Raw genomic sequence first — 17,563 nt, 5'->3', positions numbered from 1 at the left:
AAGTAGAACCGTGGCATCTCATAAGCGACGCCCTGTGCGCGCGCTCGTGACGCTCATTGTCGCCATCGTGGCGGCATGCGCGGCGCTGGCGATCGGGCACTTCGTCAAGGGCGTATCACCGTACCCCGACCTGGCCCTTGACCTGAAGGGCGGTACTCAGCTGATCCTGACACCCACTGTGACGGCGGAGGGGCAGCGCGAGATCACCGACGACGATATTACCCAGGCGATTTCGATTATTCGTAATCGTATTGATGCCTCGGGTGTGTCCGAGTCCGAAATTTCCTCCATGGGTAACTCCAATATCATGGTGGCGATTCCGGGGACACCTTCACAGGAACAGCTCGATCTGATCCGTTCATCCTCACAGATGAACTTCCGCCCCGTGCTGCGCATCGGTGCGGCGCAGGGCAGTGTCCGTAACCCGCAAACCACGCAGGTCACGTCCGGCGATAATGTCAGCGGGCAGTCCGGCTCTCAGTCGGGTGACGAGGTCGTGGCGCAGTCGGGCGCTCAATCGGGAGCCGCGCAGAGCGGCGCTGAGAGCGGCGGACAGGAGGAAGCAACCGTTCAGTCGACTGCTCTCGACGAGGCGACCGCGATGAGTGTCGCCGACACGAATGGCGACGGCGTGCTCTCAGATGCTCCCGCGCAGACGCCCGACAACGCGTCTTCTCTGGAGTGGATCACCGAACAGGTGATGTATGACTTCCTCACACTCGATTGCTCGGCCTCAGCTGATGTGAAACATGTTGAAGGCTCGGCGGACAAGCCCTACGCCGCGTGTGACGATTCTGGTCAGGTCAAATACATCCTCGGCCCGGTCGCGGTTCCCGGCTCCGATCTGAAGTCTGCGACCTCGGGTCCTGTCCGTACCCAGACTGGGGGCGTGACTGGACAGTGGGCTGTCTCGTTGCAGTTCAACGACGCTGGAACCGAAAAGTTCAAGGACACCTCGTCGATCCTATACGGCTATCACGATTCCGATCCGCAAGGTTCGTCCTTCTACCAGGGGCGTCCCGACCGTAACTCTTTCGCCGTCGTTCTTGATGGGACGGTTATTACCGCCCCCTCAATGAACGCGATCATTCCGAACGGCCAGGCCGAGATCACCGGAAACTTCACGCCGCAGTCGGCGAAAGTCCTGGCCAATCAGCTCAGCTTCGGCTCGCTGCCTCTGAACTTCGAAGTCGAGTCCGAACAACAGATTTCCGCGACGATTGGCACCGACCACTTGACAATCGGTCTATGGGCTGCGTTGATTGGTTTCCTGCTGGTCATCATCTACCTGATCTGGCAGTATCGAGGCTTGGCCGTCATCTCCGCCGGCTCGCTCATCGTCGCCTCGATCATTACCTACTTGGTTATTGCACTGCTCTCGTGGGCGATGGGCTACCGCCTCTCGTTGGCCGGTGTTGCGGGTCTGATCATGGCAATCGGCGTGACCACCGACTCCTTCATCGTCTATTTTGAGCGAGTCCGCGACGAGGTACGCGATGGTCGCCCGCTGCGCGCAGCGGTTGAAGAAGGCTGGGATCGAGCCAAGCGTACGATTTTGGTCTCCGACGCGGTCAACCTGGTTGCAGCCGTCGTCCTCTACCTGCTTGCGGTGGGTGGTGTTCAGGGCTTCGCCTTTACGCTGGGTGTCACGACTGTTATCGACATTGCTGTGATCTTCCTTTTCACGCACCCGATGATGGAGCTGCTCATTCGCACGCGCTTCTTCGGTGAGGGTCACAAGTTCTCGGGCCTTGATCCTGAACACTTGGGTGCGAAGAACGCGCTCGTGTACGGGGGCCGCGGTCGCCTCGTCGCGCGCGGCGATTCGTCTGCTCGTGTGGAGGGCGAAGCCGGAGATGGCTTGTCGATCGCTGAGCGTCGCCGTGCGGCTCGTTTGGCTCAGCGTGAGGCCGAAAAGGTGGCATCCGCACCTGAAACGAGCGGTGCCACCGACGCAGTGACCCAGGAAGAGGAGAACTGACATGATGAGTTTTGCTCAGTGGGGTAATGCCCTGTACTCCGGCGACAAGTCCTACCGCGTCGTGCCCAACCGCAAGCGCTTCGTGGGGCTAGCTGCAGCGGTCATCGTCATCGGCTTCGCGCTGGTTGCGATCATGGGCCTGAACCGCTCCATCGAGTTCACGGGTGGATCCCAGTTCGATGTCGCTCACGTGAGTGACCAGAGCGAATCATTCGCCTCGCACACCGTGAGCTCGACAGGCCTCGTTGAGGGCGCTCCGAAGGTGACCCGCGTGGGTTCGGATTCCGTGCGTATCCAGACGACCTCGCTCGACTCAGCCCAGACCGCGCAGATGCGCGAAGCGCTGGCCAGCGCCTACGGCGTGGATACATCTGAGGTTCAGTCCTCGTCCATCGGCCCCTCATGGGGTTCATCGGTCACGACCAAGGCCGCCCAGTCTCTTGCCATCTTCATGGCACTCGTGGCCCTCCTGATGACCGCGTACTTCCGTTCGTGGAGGATGGCCGCATCGGCACTCCTCGCTCTCGTTCACGACATCGCGGTTACGGTCGGTGTGTTCGCCATTCTTCAGGTCGAGGTGTCCCCAGCCACGGTCATCGGCTTCCTGACGATCCTTGGCTATTCGCTTTACGATACGGTGGTTGTCTTCGATAAGGTTCGTGAACTCACCGCCGACGTGTACGATCAAAAGCATTACACTTTCGTCGAGTACGTCAATCTTGCGGTCAATCAGACGATGGTCCGCTCGATCAACACCTCGGTTGTGGCGCTTCTGCCGGTCGGTTCCATTCTCATCATTGGTTCTGTCGCGTTGGGGCCGGGCACGCTGGTAGATATTTCGCTCGCCCTGTTCATCGGCATGATCGCGGGTACTTACTCGTCGATCTTTATTGCATCGCCGCTCCTCGTGACGTTCCAGGAGCTGTCGAGCAAGACCCGCGAACACAATGCGGCTGTCGAGCGCGAGCGCGCCAGCCGTCACACCACCGACAAAGCGTCCTCCCCGAAGGCACTTAAGGTGGCTCCGATTAAGCCCGGCAAGCGTCTGGGCAACGAGAATCAGCCTCACAGGAAGAAGACTCATCGATGATCGGTGAACTTGGTGAGCACATCGCCACCCTCGTGCAGGATAACCTGGTCGAGATCCCGGACTTTCCTGAGCCGGGCGTTCTATTCCGCGACATTACGGGCCTGTTTGCTAACGGACCGGCGTTCAAGGAACTCGTGGAGTTGATCGGTGCCCGTTACGCGGGCCGTATCGACACGGTGGCCGGCCTCGAGTCGCGTGGATTTATCCTCGGTGCGCCCGTTGCCGCTGAGCTGGGCTTGGGCATGTTGACGATCCGTAAAGCGGGCAAGCTCCCCGGCGAGGTCATCGGCGTCGACTACTCGCTCGAATACGGCAGCGCCCGCATGGAAATCCGCCCTCAGACCGTGCGTGAAGGCCAGCGCGTCCTCATCATTGACGACGTTTTGGCCACCGGCGGAACAGCCCGCGCGGCGGTCGATCTGCTCAACCAGTGCGGAGCATCGGTTGAGGCTCTCGCCGTGTTGATGGAGTTGAAGGGGCTGAACGGTCGGAGCAAGTTGGAAAGCATCAACGTGGAGACCGCTCTGTACGTCTGAGCGTCCACGTCACGCATGCGAGCGGGTCCAGGGATCTACGATGATTCCCGGACCCGCCTGCATGTCGCTATCATGTGGACATGAGCAGCGACGACACGACTTCAGGGTCCGCATTGCCTGCGGCGGTTTCTCGGGTGCGCTCCGGCCTGGTGTGGTTCGGTTCTCGCGGGCGCGCGACGATTCCCGAAATTGAGCCTCTTGTTCGTGCTTTGCGCGCAAATCACCCGAAGGCTGACATCAGCGTGGTGGAACGGGCCTACCGCACAGCTGAGGAATGTCACCGGGGACAAATGCGCAAATCCGGGGAGCCGTATATCACTCACCCGGTGGCTGTGGCGACGATCCTCGCGGAAATGGGTATGACGACTCCGACGTTGGTCGCTGCGTTGCTCCATGACACCGTTGAAGACACGGATTACACCCTCGAGCAGCTCGCCGCTGACTTCGGTGAACCCATCGCGAACCTCGTCGATGGAGTTACCAAGCTGGACAAGGTGCGTTACGGTGCTGCCGCGCAATCTGAAACTTTGCGCAAGATGCTCGTTGCGATGAGCCGCGACATCCGGGTGCTGCTCATCAAGCTCGGCGATCGTCTCCATAACGCCCGGACGTGGCGCTTCGTCCCGGCCGCGTCGGCGGCGAAGAAGGCGAAGGAAACCCTTGAGATTTATGCTCCGCTGGCTCACCGCCTGGGCATGAATATGGTGAAGTGGGAGCTTGAGGAACTCTCTTTCAAAACTCTCTATCCGGAGATTTACGAGGAGATTGATCGGCTGGTCGCCGAACGAGCCCCTCAGCGCGAAGAATACCTGCGTGATGTCATCGACCAGATCGAGGAGGACCTGCGTCGCTCGGGGACAAAGGGCACGGTGAGTGGCCGTCCGAAGAGTCACTACTCGATCTACCAGAAGATGATTGTGCGCGGCAAGGCCTTCGATGAGGTGTTTGACCTGGTCGCGGTGCGCGTGCTGGTTGACTCGATCAAGGACTGTTACGGAGTCCTCGGCGCGTTGCATGGGCGTTGGAACCCGATCCCTGGCCGCTTCAAAGACTACATCGCGATGCCGAAGTTTAACCTGTATCAGTCGCTGCATACGACGGTGATCGGTCCAGGCGGCAAGCCCGTGGAAATCCAGATCCGCACCTTCGACATGCATGAGCGGGCCGAGCATGGTGTTGCTGCCCACTGGAAGTACAAGCAGAACCCGAATGCTTCGAGTGGCGACTCGGATCGTATGAGTTCCGAAGAACAAGCGAACTGGTTGCGCGCTCTTGTGGAAATGGAGCGTGAGACGGGGGACCCGGAGGAGTTCCTTGATTCGCTGCGCTACGAAATTGCGGGCGACGAGGTTTATGTGTTCACCCCCAAGGGTGAGGTTATCGTGCTGCCGGCGCGTGCCACTCCGGTGGACTTCGCCTACGCGGTCCATACGGAGGTTGGACACCGGACGGTGGGTGCGAAGGTGAACGGACGTCTGGTTTCGCTTGACACGCGCTTGGAGTCTGGTGAGACGGTCGAGGTCGTGACCTCAAAGTCCGATAAGGCGGGTCCTTCGCGTGATTGGTTGGCTTTTGTCGCCTCTCCGCGTGCTCGCTCGAAGATTAAGGCGTGGTTCTCCAAGGAACGCCGCGAGGAGGCAATTGAGTCGGGGAAGGAAGCGCTCGCCCGTGCGATGCGCAAGCAGAATCTTCCGTTGCAGCGCCTCATGAGTCATCAGTCGATCCTGTCGGTGGCTACATCCTTTGGCTATCCCGATGTGTCGGGCTTGTACGCGGCTGTGGGCGAGAACCATGTGTCTGCTCAGAGTGTGGTCAATAGGCTCGTTGACAACCTGGGAGGGGGAGATGGCACGGAGGAAACTCTCTCCGAGGGAGTGACTCCAGGGTCGGCGAAGCCGCGTTCGGAAGCATCGGGGGATAGTGCGATCACGGTGTCGGGCCTGAGTCCCAACGAGATTTGGGTGAAGCTCGCCAAGTGCTGTACGCCCGTTCCCGGCGATGCGATCGTCGGATTCATCACGCGTGGGCAGGGTGTTTCGGTGCATCGCAGGACGTGTGCGAACGCCGTGCGCCTGGGGCAGATTCAGCCGGAGCGTTTCGTTGATGTGTCATGGAATTCAGATGGCTCTTCTGCCCCGTTCCGCGTCCAGATCGAGGTGCGCGCACTCGACCGTGGCGGCCTACTGTCTGATCTGACGAAGGTTCTGTCGGATTATCGTGTCAATATTCTGGCTGCTTCCTTGAAGACGGACGGTGATCAGGTCGCGTCGGGTAACTTCTCATTCGAGCTTGCTGACCTGGCGCACCTTAACGCAGTGCTGTCGGCGTTGCGTCGGGTGGACGGGGTTTTTGAGGCGGTGCGTATCGGCGCCGTTTCATAGACGAGGCCGTGGTGCGATCGCTCCAGAGAGCAGGTAACGGTGTTACATCCGTCCCCTTTTTCGGCGTTTTATGCCCATTTTGTCGTTAGATGTGACACACTAGCTTTGTGTGTCACATAGGCACACGACCGCGCCGGGCATTAGCCCTCGTCTGAGAAGGAATATCGTGACCGAAACGTCGATTCCGAACAACGAATCCACCCCTGAAGCTTCCACGGCTTCGCCCCAGGAGGCCCAGGCCTCGACGATCAGTGCGTCCCAGGTGCCCGAGCACCCCTTTGCGCGTATCGATGAGGATGGGACCGTCTACGTGAAGGACGGGGATGACGAGCGTGTCATCGGTGGCTTCCCGGAGGGTATCCCTTCTTCTCCTTTCGCTTTGTACGAGCGTCGCTATGCTGATCTTGAGGCGACAATCAAGCTTTTCGAGGACCGCCTCGCCTCTTTGAATCCGCGCGACATTGATCAGACCCTCGCGACGCTGCGCGAACAGGTTGTCTCACCGAACGTCATCGGGGACATTCCGGCGCTGAGACGCCGCGTCGAGGCAGTCGAGAAGGCCGCTGAGGAACGTAAGGAAGTTGCCCGCGAGGAGCGCAAGGCCGCCAAGGCGCAGGCCCTGGCTGACCGCACCGCCGTCGTCGAGCGTGCTGAGGCAGTTGTCGCCCAGGATCCCGCCAAGACCCACTGGAAGCAATCGGGTCAGACCCTGCGTGACCTCCTGGAGGAGTGGAAGGCCTTGCAGCGTCGCGGTCCTCGCCTGGAAAAGTCCGTCGAGGACGAACTGTGGAAGCGTTTTTCCTCCGCTCGCACTCAGTTTGACCGTCACCGCCGTCAGTTCTTCTCTCAGCTTGATCAGGCTCAGTCCGAGGCCAAGCGAGTAAAGGAAGCATTGATTGCTGAAGCCGAGGCGTTGTCGTCTTCGGTGGATTGGTCGCGGACCGCCGGAGCCTACCGTGAGCTTATGAACCGCTGGAAGGCTGCCCCGCGTGCCTCGCGCAAGGAGGATGACGCGCTGTGGGCGCGTTTCCGCGCCGCCCAGCAGGTGTTCTTTGATGCGCGTCGCGCTAAGGACGAGGCTACGGACGCACAGTACCGAGAGAACCTCGTTGCCAAGGAAGCGATCCTGGCTGATGCTGAGAAAATCCTTCCAGTGACAGACATTGAGCGAGCTAAGGCTCAGCTGCGTCTTATTCAGGATCGCTGGGAAGAGGTCGGTCGTGTTCCCTCCTCCGATCTACATCGCGTTGAGGGACGTTTGCGTGCTGTTGAGGCCGCGGTTCGCGAAGCCGAAGAAAAGGAGTGGAGGCGCACGAACCCTGAGACACGCGCCCGCGCCGCCGGCATGGTGGGACAGCTTCAAGAACAGATTGCTCAACTCGAGCGTTCCCTCGCCGATGCGGAGTCAACGGGCGATAACAAGTCAGCTTCCGCCGTGCGTGAGACCCTCGAGACCAAGCGCGCGTGGCTCGCGCAGATCTCTTCGTCAATGGAGTGACATGCGTCTTCACGTGATTCCGTCGCCTTTCTACGCGGCGAATGGGCTTGTGCTCGTCCCTTCTGGGGCGGGCACAGCCCTTGTTGTCGACCCTTCCGCCGGTATCCAGCGCCTTATTCGCGAGGTGCTTGACTGCGAAGGGGTCAGTGTCGGTGCCGTGTTGTTGACCCACGGGCATCCGGATCACGTGTGGGACGCGGCCCAGGTGTCGACGTGGGGTGAGGCGGGCGTTCCCGTGCCCGTGTACCTGCCGGGGCCGGACATGTACCGTATGGATGATCCGGCTTCATTCTTGCCCATGGCGCCGCCCGACTTCGTTGGGGAGTGGGTCAAACCCATCTCCCTGCGCGAGATGCCTGCTGAGTCAATCGAGATTACTCCGGGTGTGTGTTTGCGCATGGTACCCGCGCCCGGTCACACCGAGGGTTCGGCGGTGTTCCTTGGACACAGCCCGTTGGACATTCGCGTGAGTAATCGGTCGTTCTTTGCCAGCGAGGATTCGGTGCCGTGGGCGCTGAGCGCGGACGTTGTATTCAAGGGCAGCGTTGGGCGCACCGATATGCCTGGCGGCGATGAAACACAAATGAGGCATTCGCTGCGCACTATTTCCAATGCGATTGACCCGACAACAGTTCTCATTCCCGGCCATGGTCCGGCTACAACGCTCGCGGATGAGATACGCTCAAATCAGTATTTGATCCGCGCTCGCCGCATCGGTTAGCGCCGCAACCACGCGATTTCAAGGATAACGTCATGGCTCGCACGTCTCTGTCTGGTTTCCCCGAATGGCTCCCCGAGGGACGCATCATTGAGATGCGCGTCCTGGACGTGTTGCGTCGTGTCTTTGAACTCCACGGTTTCGTGGGAATTGAGACGCGCGCGGTCGAGACACTGGCACAGCTCGAGGCCAAGGGCGAGACTTCCAAGGAGATCTACGTCCTCGATCGCCTTCAGGCTCTGAAGGCTGCAGCGTCCGGACCGCGCACGCTTAAGGACAAGGGCATGGGTCTGCACTTCGACCTGACTGTTCCCTTTGCTCGCTACGTCGTGGAGAACGCCAATGAGCTGGATTTTCCGTTCAAGCGCTACCAGATACAGAAGGTCTGGCGTGGCGAGCGTCCGCAGGAGGGGCGTTTCCGCGAGTTTACGCAGGCTGATATTGATGTTGTCGGCAATGGTGAGTTGCCATTCCATTTCGAGGTGGATCTGCCGCTCGTCATGGCGGAGGCGCTTAACAGTTTGCCGATTCCGCCGGTGCGCGTGCTCGTCAATAACCGCAAGGTTGTCCAGGGCGTGTGCGAATCGGTGGGTGTTAGTGATGTCGAGGCGGCGTTGCGCGGGCTGGATAAGATCGACAAGATCGGGTCCGCGGGTGTAGCTAGGGAGCTGTCTGAGTCGGGTATCAACGGCGATCAGGCCTCCGTCCTACTCCAGATGGCCCAGATTCGCACGTCTGATTCAGCTGAGGTGCGCGAACGCCTGGCTGCTCTGAGCGTGAGCGGAGAGCTGCTGGACGAGGGCCTGAACGAGCTTGCGGAGCTGCTCGACACCGCCAACAAGCGCATGCCGGGGGCGCTGGTCGCCGACCTGAAGATCGCGCGAGGCCTCGACTACTACACGGGAAGCGTCTACGAGTCCGAAATCGAGGGCCACGAGGACCTCGGCTCGATCTGCTCGGGCGGACGCTACGACTCTCTCGCGAAGGACGGAAAACGTACCTTTCCAGGCGTCGGCCTGTCCATCGGTGTCTCGCGCCTCGTCTCACGCATGATTTCTGCGCCTCTGGTGCGCGCTTCGCGTAAGGTTCCCACGGTCGTGGTCGTCGCTGTAACGAATGAGGAACAGCGCGAGCGGTCCGAACAGATCGCGGCGACGCTGCGCGGGCGCGGCATCTCGACCGACGTCGCCCCGAGCGCCGCCAAGTTCGGTAAGCAGATTAAGTTCGCAGATAAGCGTGGCATTCCTTTCGTTTGGTTCCCGGGTGATGACGGGAAGGCAGATACGGTGAAGGACATTCGAAGCGGCGAGCAGGTGGATGCCGATGCGGCGACGTGGGTTGTGCCCGCGGAGGATGTAGCTCCGTCGATTGAGAAGGTGATGGCCTGAGTGCCCACTACCGCCGTTGACGCAGCACGCGGTCTCGCGGGCGCGCTCGAGCATTCGCTCGAGGCGATGCCACAGGCTGCCCGCGGCGATGGCGAGCGTGCGCTGCGTCGTCTGCAGGATGTGGTTGTGCCACGCTTGGAGGATGCGCAAGCGCCCCTCCTCGTCGTGGTAGGGGGTTCAACGGGGGCAGGTAAGTCGACCCTCGTGAACTCGCTCCTAGACCGTGACGTCAGCAGGTCGGGCACACTTCGTCCAACGACGCGCCGCCCTGTCCTGGTGTGTTCGCTGCAGGCGCGTGCGTGGTTCATGTCGGATCGTGTGCTTCCGCGCTTGGCCAAGCACGAAGGCGGACAGGGAACGAGTCTCGATGCTGTGACCATCGTCGTGGACGACATGATGTGGCCGTCGATCGGCATCTTGGACGCCCCCGACATAGATTCGGTTGAGGAGGGTAACCGTCGGCTCGCCTCGGAGCTTCTCGACAGCGCTGACCTGTGGATTTTTGTTACGACTGCTGCTCGTTACGCGGACGCTGTCGCGTGGCGGCACCTGGAGGAGGCTGCCCGTCGGGGATTGCGCGTTGCAATCGTGCTCAACCGGGTGCCCGCGGGTGTCCAGGAGGAGATTCGCGCGGACCTGTCTTCGCTCGCTCAGCGCCGAGGCTTGGGGGAGGTTCCGATTATTGTGATTGCTGAGCAGGAGCTGACTCGCGGTCGGTTGCCTTTCGAAGCGATTGCTCCTGCGGGGGCGTTCTTACGCGGTATTGGCGATGATGCGCACGAGCGCGCGGCAATCGTTCGCAGTTCCCTTGCTGGAGCTGTTGCTTCTGCTCTGGAAGAAGCGTTCAGGGCATTGGATGAATCCCGCTTGGCGTTGAGTGCCGTCACGTCAGCTCGTGAGGGCATTGATCACCTGGTTGCATCGTGTGCGCGTGACGTTGCCTCCTCCTCGAGCGACGATGTGCTGCGCGGCGAGGTGAGCGCCCGCATCTCTGAGGTGTTGGGTTCGTGGGATATGACGCGCACTCTGGCCAGGGTGCTCGGTAGCGTGCGCGAGCGCATCATGGGTGCCGTGCGCGGCAGTGCCGCTCCCGAGGAACAAGTGCGTCGGGACCTTACCGGCGGGCTGGCTCAGCGTTTGAGCGATCAGTATCACCGCGCGTGGACTGAGGCTCTGCGTCTGGCCGAGCCGGTCGCCGCGATCGGCGAGTTCGAGGAGCTGTTGGACACTCAGGCGAGCCTTGAGCGTGCGCGCAGGACAGCGCAGGCCTGGACCAGCGAGGTCACGCAGATTGTGCGCGGCCAGGCGGAGTCCTCGCGCGTGACGGGTCGGCTCCTGGCCGGAGGAATCAACGTCGTGACGGTGTCGCTCATGGTCAGTGTTTTCGCGATGACGGGCGGTGTGACGGGCGTCGAGGTCGGCGTGGCGGGTGCTTCGGCCGCGCTGTCGCAGACGATTCTCGAATCGTATTTCGGTGAGCGCACGGTGCGTTCGCTCACCGTGCAGGCCCGTGAGGCCTTGGAATCGCTGGCGGCCAGTTCACTGGCGGAAGTCGTCGCTCCCATTGCCGCGGGGTTGGATCGCTCGCAGGAAAGGGAACGCATCGAGGCGCTCGCGTCGGCGCTCGACAAGGCACGGGAAGTGCTGACATGAGGCGCACAGCGACCTTTGTTGCGTCGGCAGCGACGCAACTCGACCAGATTGCGACGCTCGCCGCTTCCGACATTGAGCCGGCGACCCTGGCGCGGGTGCGCGAGCTCATCGACGTGACCTCTGAGCGCAGCGAGATGGATCCGACGTGGTGCGTGATCGGCATGCTCGGCGGTACGGGAGCGGGCAAGTCTTCTCTTGTTAATGCGCTCAGCGGGGGAGAGGTCGTACGTGCGGGCGTCCTGCGGCCGACCACAAATGAGGCGTGCGCTGTCTTGCCCAAGGGGCGCGAGCCGAAGGAGCTTCTCGAGTGGCTGGGCGTGCGATCTCGCGTCGACGCTCCCGGAGATCGTGCAGGCGATACCGTGATCATTGACCTGCCCGACATTGACTCGGTCATAGAATCGCACGGTGAGGTGGTCAGCCGTTTGGCATCGCGTGTTGATGCCCTTGTCGTCGTCGTTGATCCGCAGAAGTACGCGGATGCGTGCCTGCACGACGAGTGGTTGGCGCGTCTTGGTTCTTCTCACGCGTCCGTGACGGTTGCTCTTACCCACATCGATATGCTGGATGCTCCTTCGCGCGGCGCGATCGAGACGGACCTGCGTCGCGTCCTGGATGAACGCGGCCTGATGGACGCGCCCGTCGTGGCCGTGTCAGCAACCACAGGGGAGGGGATTGACGCGCTGCGCGCTCACCTGGCGAGCGAGGCTCGGCGCGTGTCACGGCAGGCGTTGCGCGCTCGGGCTGCACTCGCCGAGGCCGCTGTTCTCGTGCGTGATGCTATCGGATTAGAGGGGCCGATTCGCGGCATTGAGACAGAGGGAATGGCCACTGAATTGGCGAGCGCTGCCGCCGAGCTTGCGGGGGCACCGATCATTGCTGAGGCCGTGGCTGGGGCGACGCGACGCGCGTGCATTCGTGCGGGTGGGTGGCTTCCCTTGCGTTGGATGGCACGTATGGGCGCTGATCCTTTGCGACGCTTGCACCTGGGCGAGGAGGCGCGCGAGGAAAGCGCGACTACTCCGACGCTGCCTACACGTTCGGCTTTCGATGAAGCGGCCTTTGCAAATGCGGTTCGCAGTGAGGTCGCTGCGCGCTCGACGGGCAGGCCCGAGTCCTGGCGTCGCCGTCTCGTTGATCGCGCACTGGGCGGAGCGACGAAGGTTCCTCACAGCGCTCACCGTGAGGTGTCCGCACACTTGCGTGTGAGTTCGAGCGCGCCGGCACTTGCGAAGTATTTCGGTGCCATGCAGCTGATCGCATGGATAGTGTGTCTCATTGGCGGGGTCTGGATCCTGGCGATTCACCTCGGTCGGGCGGTACTCATCGATGTTTCTGTGCCCGCCCTCGGTCCCGTCCCGATGCCTACTGCGCTGATCGGCTGCGGCCTCGCGGTGACGGTGCTGTGTGCGTTTGTCAGCCGTGTCGCATCCGCTTGGGTAGCCTCACGTCGTCGGCGTGCGGTCATGGCGGATGTCAGGGCGCTGTGCCGTGACGAAGTTGATCGCCTTGTTGTCGCCCCACTGCGGGCGGAGGATACCCGTCAAGTTACGATTGCCTCGTTCGTGGCCCGTCTGCCCCTCAACCCGCGGGTGTGAAGCGGAACGCATCGGTGTGCGCGAACAGTGACGTCGCCAACCACGTGTACCTTTTCCGAGCAAGCGCACGCTATGCTGGTGGCAGCGATGAGGCGCAGCCCCTTGTTATGGTGCCCCGCGGGACGCGGGATTTGTTGTTATGGGTGAGGCCGCGCTGAGGAGCCTCGATGGCCCGCCCCGATGGTTTTGCTACCCCACACGCAGCACGCAAGGAATGACTATGCCCTCCGACGACTACATGGACCGCGACGAACGCGATGACATCATGGACATGGACGACGAGTTCGATCTCGTCGACGAGGCCGACGGCGAGGACCGCGACGCCGGGCAGGAAGCCGACGGCGAAGACGGCGATACCGTGACCTTCGCGAGCCTCGGACTGCCCGAGGAGATTCTCCAGGCCGTCACCGATATGGGGTTCCGCGTCCCCACACCGATCCAGGCCGCCGCGATCCCGCCGCTCCTAGAGCTGCGCGACGTCGTGGGTATCGCCCAGACGGGAACCGGCAAGACGGCCGCCTTCGGCCTGCCGCTGCTGGCCATCGTCGACGCCGACGAGCGCGACGTCCAGGCCCTGGTCCNCGACCGCGCCGATGGACCACGTGATCGAACCGAGGGTGACCCACCAGGCGGAGGAGGCCTCGGACCAGCCGTGCACGCGCTGGAGGATCAGGGGGATCATGACGGCGAGGCCGACCTGGGACGCGAGTGCGCCGAGCCTCGCCAGGATCGCCGAGGGCATGCCTGGGCGCGACACGAAGGTGCCGCGCGGGAGGAGACGGGGGAGCGCCCACACCGTGATGACCGCGCCGAGGGCGAAGACACCGAATTGCGCGACGGGCGAGGCGAGGGCTCCTGCGAGCTGAAGCAGCATGACCCCGACGCCGACGAGCCCGGCATCACGAGACAGGGCCGCGAGGACGGGGGAGCGCTGTCCCTGCGCGGTCGGCACGGAACGCAGGACGTAGGCGATGGGAAGGGCTGCGATCAGCACGAGGAGGGGAACGACGCCGAAGACGTAGCGCCAGCCCCACTCCTGGGTGACGTGACCGGCGATCGCGGGGCCGACCAGGGAGGGAAGCACCCACGCCAGGGAGAAAGATGCGAAGAACGTGGGGCGGTGCGGAGGGGAAGCAACCGAGCCCACGAGCACGTAGAGCGGGACGATGAGGAGGCCACCCCCCAGCCCCTGCAGCGCGCGCCCGACGACGAAGACGATGACGTGTGAGCCGACGGCGCACACCAGCAGGCCGACGGCGAAGAGCACCAGCCCCGCGAGCAGGACGACACGGGGGCCCTTCCAATCGGCCAGGGCGCCCGCGACCACGGTGGCGCTCAGCTGCGTGGCCAGTGCCGCACCCGATGCGATCGGGTACCAGGGCGCCGCGTTAAAAGACTCGACGACGACCGGCATGATCGTCGTGGCGGCGAGCTCCTCGAAGGCCACGAGGGTAATGAGAAGCACGGACCCGATGGCCAAGCCAATTTCGGACGGGGCCCACGAGGCGCGGGCGGGGGAGGAGGAATCGGCGGCGGGCATGTTGACTATCCTACTCACGGCACACGCGACTCTTCGGACGTCAGGCGTACAATGACACTGCCGCCGCCTGTCTCGCGGATGGTAACTACGAAAGGAATCACAGTGCTTCGCACTCACAACATTGGAACTCTCGGCACCGACCTGGTTGGTCAGACCGTGACGCTCACCGGTTGGGTGGACCGCCGCCGCGATCATGGTGGCGTCGCCTTCATCGACCTGCGTGACGCCTCCGGCATCGCCCAGGTGGTCGTGCGCGACGAGCGCGTCGCCCACGAGCTGCGCTCCGAGTTCGTCCTGAAGGTCACTGGCGAGGTCTGCGCACGCCCCGAGGGCAATGAGAACCCCCATCTGGCCACCGGCGCCATCGAGGTCATGGGCGACGACATCGAGATCCTCAACACCAGCGCGCCTCTACCCTTCCAGGTCTCCTCCAATGCTGAAGATTCCGGCAACGTGGGTGAGGAAACTCGCCTAAAGTACCGCTACCTCGACCTGCGCCGCGAACCCGAGCAGTACGCGATCCGTCTGCGCTCCAAGGTCTCGCGCGCCGCCCGTGAGGCGCTTTACGCTCGCGACTTCGTCGAGATCGAGACCCCGACCCTGACGCGTTCGACCCCCGAGGGTGCCCGCGACTTCATCGTCCCTGCCCGTCTGTCCCCGGGTTCCTGGTACGCCCTGCCTCAGTCGCCCCAGCTCTTCAAGCAGCTGCTCATGGTGGCAGGTATGGAGCGCTACTTTCAGATCGCGCGCTGCTATCGCGACGAGGATTTCCGCGCCGATCGCCAGCCCGAGTTCACCCAGCTTGACATCGAGATGAGCTTCGTGGACCAAGACGACGTCATCGAGGTCGCCGAGGACGTTTTGAAGAACGTCTGGGCGCTCATCGGTTATGATCTGTCCACGCCGATCCCGCGCATGACCTACAAGGATGCGATGGAGCGTTACGGCTCCGATAAGCCTGACCTGCGTTTCGGCCTGGAGCTGACCGAACTCACCGAGTACTTCAAGGACACGACGTTCCGTGTATTCCAGGCGCCGTATGTTGGCGCCGTCGTCATGCCCGGTGGCGGCTCGCAGCCGCGTCGCACCTTCGACAAGTGGCAGGAGTGGGCCAAGGCGCGCGGCGCCAAGGGCCTGGCCTACGTCACGATCGCCGAGGATGGCACGCTGGGCGGACCCGTGGCCAAGAACATCACCGAGGCCGAACGCGAGGGCCTGGCGGCCGCCACCGGCGCCAAGCCCGGTGACTGCATCTTCTTCGCAGCAGGCAAACCCACCCCCTCGCGCGAGCTGCTCGGCGCTGCCCGCCTGGAGATCGGCAAGCGCTGCGACCTCATTGATCCCGACGCCTGGGTCTTCACCTGGGTCGTGGACGCCCCGCTCTTTAAGCCCACCGGCGATGCCGAGGCCGAGGGCGATGTCGCGCTGGGCCACAGCGCGTGGACGGCTGTCCACCACGCCTTCACCTCGCCCAAGCCCGAGTGGATCGACTCCTTCGACAAGGACCCGGGCAACGCCCTGGCCTACGCCTACGACATCGTCTGCAACGGCAACGAGATCGGCGGCGGCTCGATCCGTATCCACCGCCGCGACATCCAGAACCGCGTGTTCAACGTGATGGGGATTGGTGAGGAGGAAGCCCAGGCGCAGTTCGGCTTCCTGCTGGATGCCTTCAAGTTCGGCGCCCCGCCGCACGGCGGCGTCGCTTTTGGCTGGGACCGTATCGTCTCGCTGCTGACGAAGTCCGAGTCGATCCGCGACGTCATCGCTTTCCCGAAGTCCGGTGGCGGTTTCGATCCGCTGACCGAGGCCCCGGCCCCGATCACGCCCGCGCAGCGTAAGGAGGCGGGCGTGGATGCCAAGCCGAAGAAGCGTGGCGAGGAATCCACCGACGAGGCAAAGAAGTGATCTAGCTCTCGGAAGTCTTGTCCACGAAACCCCCATCCGGCCCCGGTCGGAGGGGGTTTCGTGCACAATAGAGTCATGTCGTACGTTGAGATGCATCCGGTAAATCCTCAAGCACGTCTGGTAAACACGGTCGTTGACCTGCTGGAGCGCGGCGGCACGATTGCGCTGCCCACGGACTCCGGTTATGCGATCGCGACTAAGATCGGCAATAAGTCGGGCATGGATACGATTCGCGCGGTGCGCAAGCTCGACGACAAGCACAACTTTTCATTGCTGTGTCACTCGTTCGCTCAGCTCGGTGAGCTGGTAATCGTGGATAATCACGAGTTCCGCACGATGAAGGCCCTGACGCCCGGACCTTACACGTTCATTCTCCGTGGCACCAAGGAGGTACCGCGCGTGATGCTCAACAAGAAGAAGCACACGGTCGGCGTGCGCATTCCGGATCACGTCATCACGCAGACGATCGTCGAGGCGCTCGGCGAGCCCCTCGCGTGTTCGACTCTCATCATGCCCGGTGAGACTGAGCCTCTGACGGATGGATTCGACGTGGATGAGCGCATCGGTCACCAGGTTGATCTCGTCGTCGTTGGGCCGGTCGGCGTGGCTGAGCCGACGACAGTTATCGACTTTGCGGGCGGCGACGCGGTTGTTGCTCGCGTGGGCGCGGGCGACATCTCGCTCTTTGACTGATCGCCCGATCATCGACGCACCTTCGTTTTCTGAGACGGGTTTTCTCCGTCTCGCTGCGGAGCGCTCCGAGTTGCTGCGCGCTGGCGTCTCAACCGGGCCGCTTGTCGGCGCGCGGATGGTGATCGATGGTCGTGAGGCCGTTCGGGTGACCTTCCGATGCGCCGGGGATGGTGCCTCGGGGGCCTATCTGGTCCTCAATACGGTGACGGATCGGGCGCGCGATCGCCTGGAGCTCTTTCGTATGGAGCGGGTGCGCGGAGTGGAGCCATGGGTGTTGTCGTGCGCTCTGCCCGCCGATGTCATCGTGAGTTACCAGTTCGTGCTGGTCGGGCCAGGTGGGCTTGATTCGCGCGTGGCGGATGATCGGCGTGCGTGGGCGCGCGTCCTCGCCTCGGCGGTGCGCGATCGCTCCCATCCGCGTGCGCTCGTCAATGGGCGGGGGCATGTTGCCTCCCTCTTCGCCGGTCCGGATGCGTGTCTTGTCTGGCCTGATCGCGAGGTGTTTTCGCGGGATATGCGCGCCGCGCGCGAGGTGGAGTGCGCGGTGCCGCTCGCGCCCGACGGGGCGTCGCCGCGGCA

The 17,563-nt window shown here is 62.8% G+C and carries 12 protein-coding genes and 2 pseudogenes; 13 read left to right on the top strand and 1 reads right to left on the bottom strand.

Annotated features, from left to right (window positions below):
* The first annotated feature begins 10 nt into the window (after positions 1-10).
* The 10 genes and pseudogenes from secD to BQ7477_RS11090 form a co-directional block, all read left to right on the top strand.
* Positions 11-1,981, top strand: coding sequence for a protein translocase subunit SecD (gene secD, locus BQ7477_RS07265; RefSeq protein WP_073983375.1), 1,971 nt, complete (start codon positions 11-13; stop codon positions 1,979-1,981).
* Position 1,982: 1 nt separating this feature from the next.
* Positions 1,983-3,071 carry a protein translocase subunit SecF gene (gene secF / locus BQ7477_RS07260; protein WP_073983374.1) on the top strand — a complete coding sequence of 363 codons (1,089 nt, stop codon included), beginning with the start codon at positions 1,983-1,985 and terminating at the stop codon, positions 3,069-3,071.
* On the top strand, positions 3,068-3,607 hold the full coding sequence (locus tag BQ7477_RS07255; protein ID WP_073983373.1) for an adenine phosphoribosyltransferase: 540 nt from the start codon (positions 3,068-3,070) through the stop codon (positions 3,605-3,607). The genes secF and BQ7477_RS07255 overlap by 4 nt, the downstream gene beginning before the upstream one ends.
* Before the next feature lie 80 nt (positions 3,608-3,687).
* On the top strand, positions 3,688-5,988 hold the full coding sequence (locus BQ7477_RS07250) for a RelA/SpoT family protein (RefSeq protein WP_200783490.1): 2,301 nt from the start codon (positions 3,688-3,690) through the stop codon (positions 5,986-5,988).
* 166 nt (positions 5,989-6,154) lie between these two features.
* Entirely contained in the window at positions 6,155-7,486 is a 1,332-nt protein-coding gene (locus BQ7477_RS07245; protein ID WP_073983372.1) for a DUF349 domain-containing protein, read from the top strand.
* Between the two features lies 1 nt (position 7,487).
* Positions 7,488-8,207 (top strand): MBL fold metallo-hydrolase, encoded by a 720-nt coding sequence (locus tag BQ7477_RS07240; protein WP_073983371.1) that lies wholly within the window; start codon positions 7,488-7,490, stop codon positions 8,205-8,207.
* Between the two features lie 32 nt (positions 8,208-8,239).
* Positions 8,240-9,592 (top strand): histidine--tRNA ligase, encoded by a 1,353-nt coding sequence (gene hisS / locus BQ7477_RS07235; RefSeq protein ID WP_073983370.1) that lies wholly within the window; start codon positions 8,240-8,242, stop codon positions 9,590-9,592.
* Positions 9,593-11,245, top strand: coding sequence for a GTPase family protein (locus BQ7477_RS07230; RefSeq protein WP_073983369.1), 1,653 nt, complete (start codon positions 9,593-9,595; stop codon positions 11,243-11,245).
* The gene (locus BQ7477_RS07225; protein WP_073983368.1) at positions 11,242-12,843 is read left to right on the top strand and encodes a GTPase; all 1,602 of its coding nucleotides are present in this window, start codon (positions 11,242-11,244) and stop codon (positions 12,841-12,843) included. Before BQ7477_RS07230 ends, BQ7477_RS07225 begins: the two co-directional genes overlap by 4 nt.
* A gap of 220 nt (positions 12,844-13,063) precedes the next feature.
* Positions 13,064-13,423 (top strand): annotated as a pseudogene (locus BQ7477_RS11090) (DEAD/DEAH box helicase); the annotation flags it as partial.
* Positions 13,424-13,426: 3 nt separating this feature from the next.
* On the opposite strand, the pseudogene BQ7477_RS07215 reads toward BQ7477_RS11090, so the two are convergent.
* Positions 13,427-14,383 (bottom strand): annotated as a pseudogene (locus tag BQ7477_RS07215) (MFS transporter); the annotation flags it as partial.
* A 102-nt stretch (positions 14,384-14,485) separates the two neighbouring features.
* Here BQ7477_RS07215 and aspS point away from each other — a divergent pair.
* From aspS to BQ7477_RS07200, 3 genes are all read left to right on the top strand, one after another.
* Positions 14,486-16,291: an aspartate--tRNA ligase gene (gene aspS / locus BQ7477_RS07210; RefSeq protein ID WP_200783489.1), complete on the top strand. Its 1,806-nt coding sequence runs from the start codon at positions 14,486-14,488 to the stop codon at positions 16,289-16,291.
* Between the two features lie 75 nt (positions 16,292-16,366).
* Entirely contained in the window at positions 16,367-16,984 is a 618-nt protein-coding gene (locus BQ7477_RS07205; protein ID WP_073983366.1) for an L-threonylcarbamoyladenylate synthase, read from the top strand.
* Positions 16,977-17,563 (top strand): enterochelin esterase domain-containing protein (locus tag BQ7477_RS07200; protein WP_234968720.1); only part of this gene is annotated, 587 nt, incomplete at its 3' end. The genes BQ7477_RS07205 and BQ7477_RS07200, both read left to right, overlap by 8 nt.

This window comes from Actinomyces bouchesdurhonensis (assembly GCF_900128465.1).
Classification (GTDB): Bacteria; Actinomycetota; Actinomycetes; order Actinomycetales; family Actinomycetaceae; genus Pauljensenia; species Pauljensenia bouchesdurhonensis.
The sequence above is the reverse complement of the archived record's forward strand: the minus strand, read 5'-3'. Positions and strand labels throughout refer to the sequence as shown.

Bases quoted from the DNA above. Each gene is read 5' to 3' on its own strand.
- secF (WP_073983374.1), top strand. From the start codon at position 1,983: ATGATGAGTTTTGCTCAGTGGGGTAATGCCCTGTACTCCGGCGACAAG.
- BQ7477_RS07255 (WP_073983373.1), top strand. From the start codon at position 3,068: ATGATCGGTGAACTTGGTGAGCACATCGCCACCCTCGTGCAGGATAAC.
- BQ7477_RS07250 (WP_200783490.1), top strand. From the start codon at position 3,688: ATGAGCAGCGACGACACGACTTCAGGGTCCGCATTGCCTGCGGCGGTT.
- BQ7477_RS07240 (WP_073983371.1), top strand. From the start codon at position 7,488: ATGCGTCTTCACGTGATTCCGTCGCCTTTCTACGCGGCGAATGGGCTT.
- hisS (WP_073983370.1), top strand. From the start codon at position 8,240: ATGGCTCGCACGTCTCTGTCTGGTTTCCCCGAATGGCTCCCCGAGGGA.
- BQ7477_RS07225 (WP_073983368.1), top strand. From the start codon at position 11,242: ATGAGGCGCACAGCGACCTTTGTTGCGTCGGCAGCGACGCAACTCGAC.
- BQ7477_RS07205 (WP_073983366.1), top strand. From the start codon at position 16,367: ATGTCGTACGTTGAGATGCATCCGGTAAATCCTCAAGCACGTCTGGTA.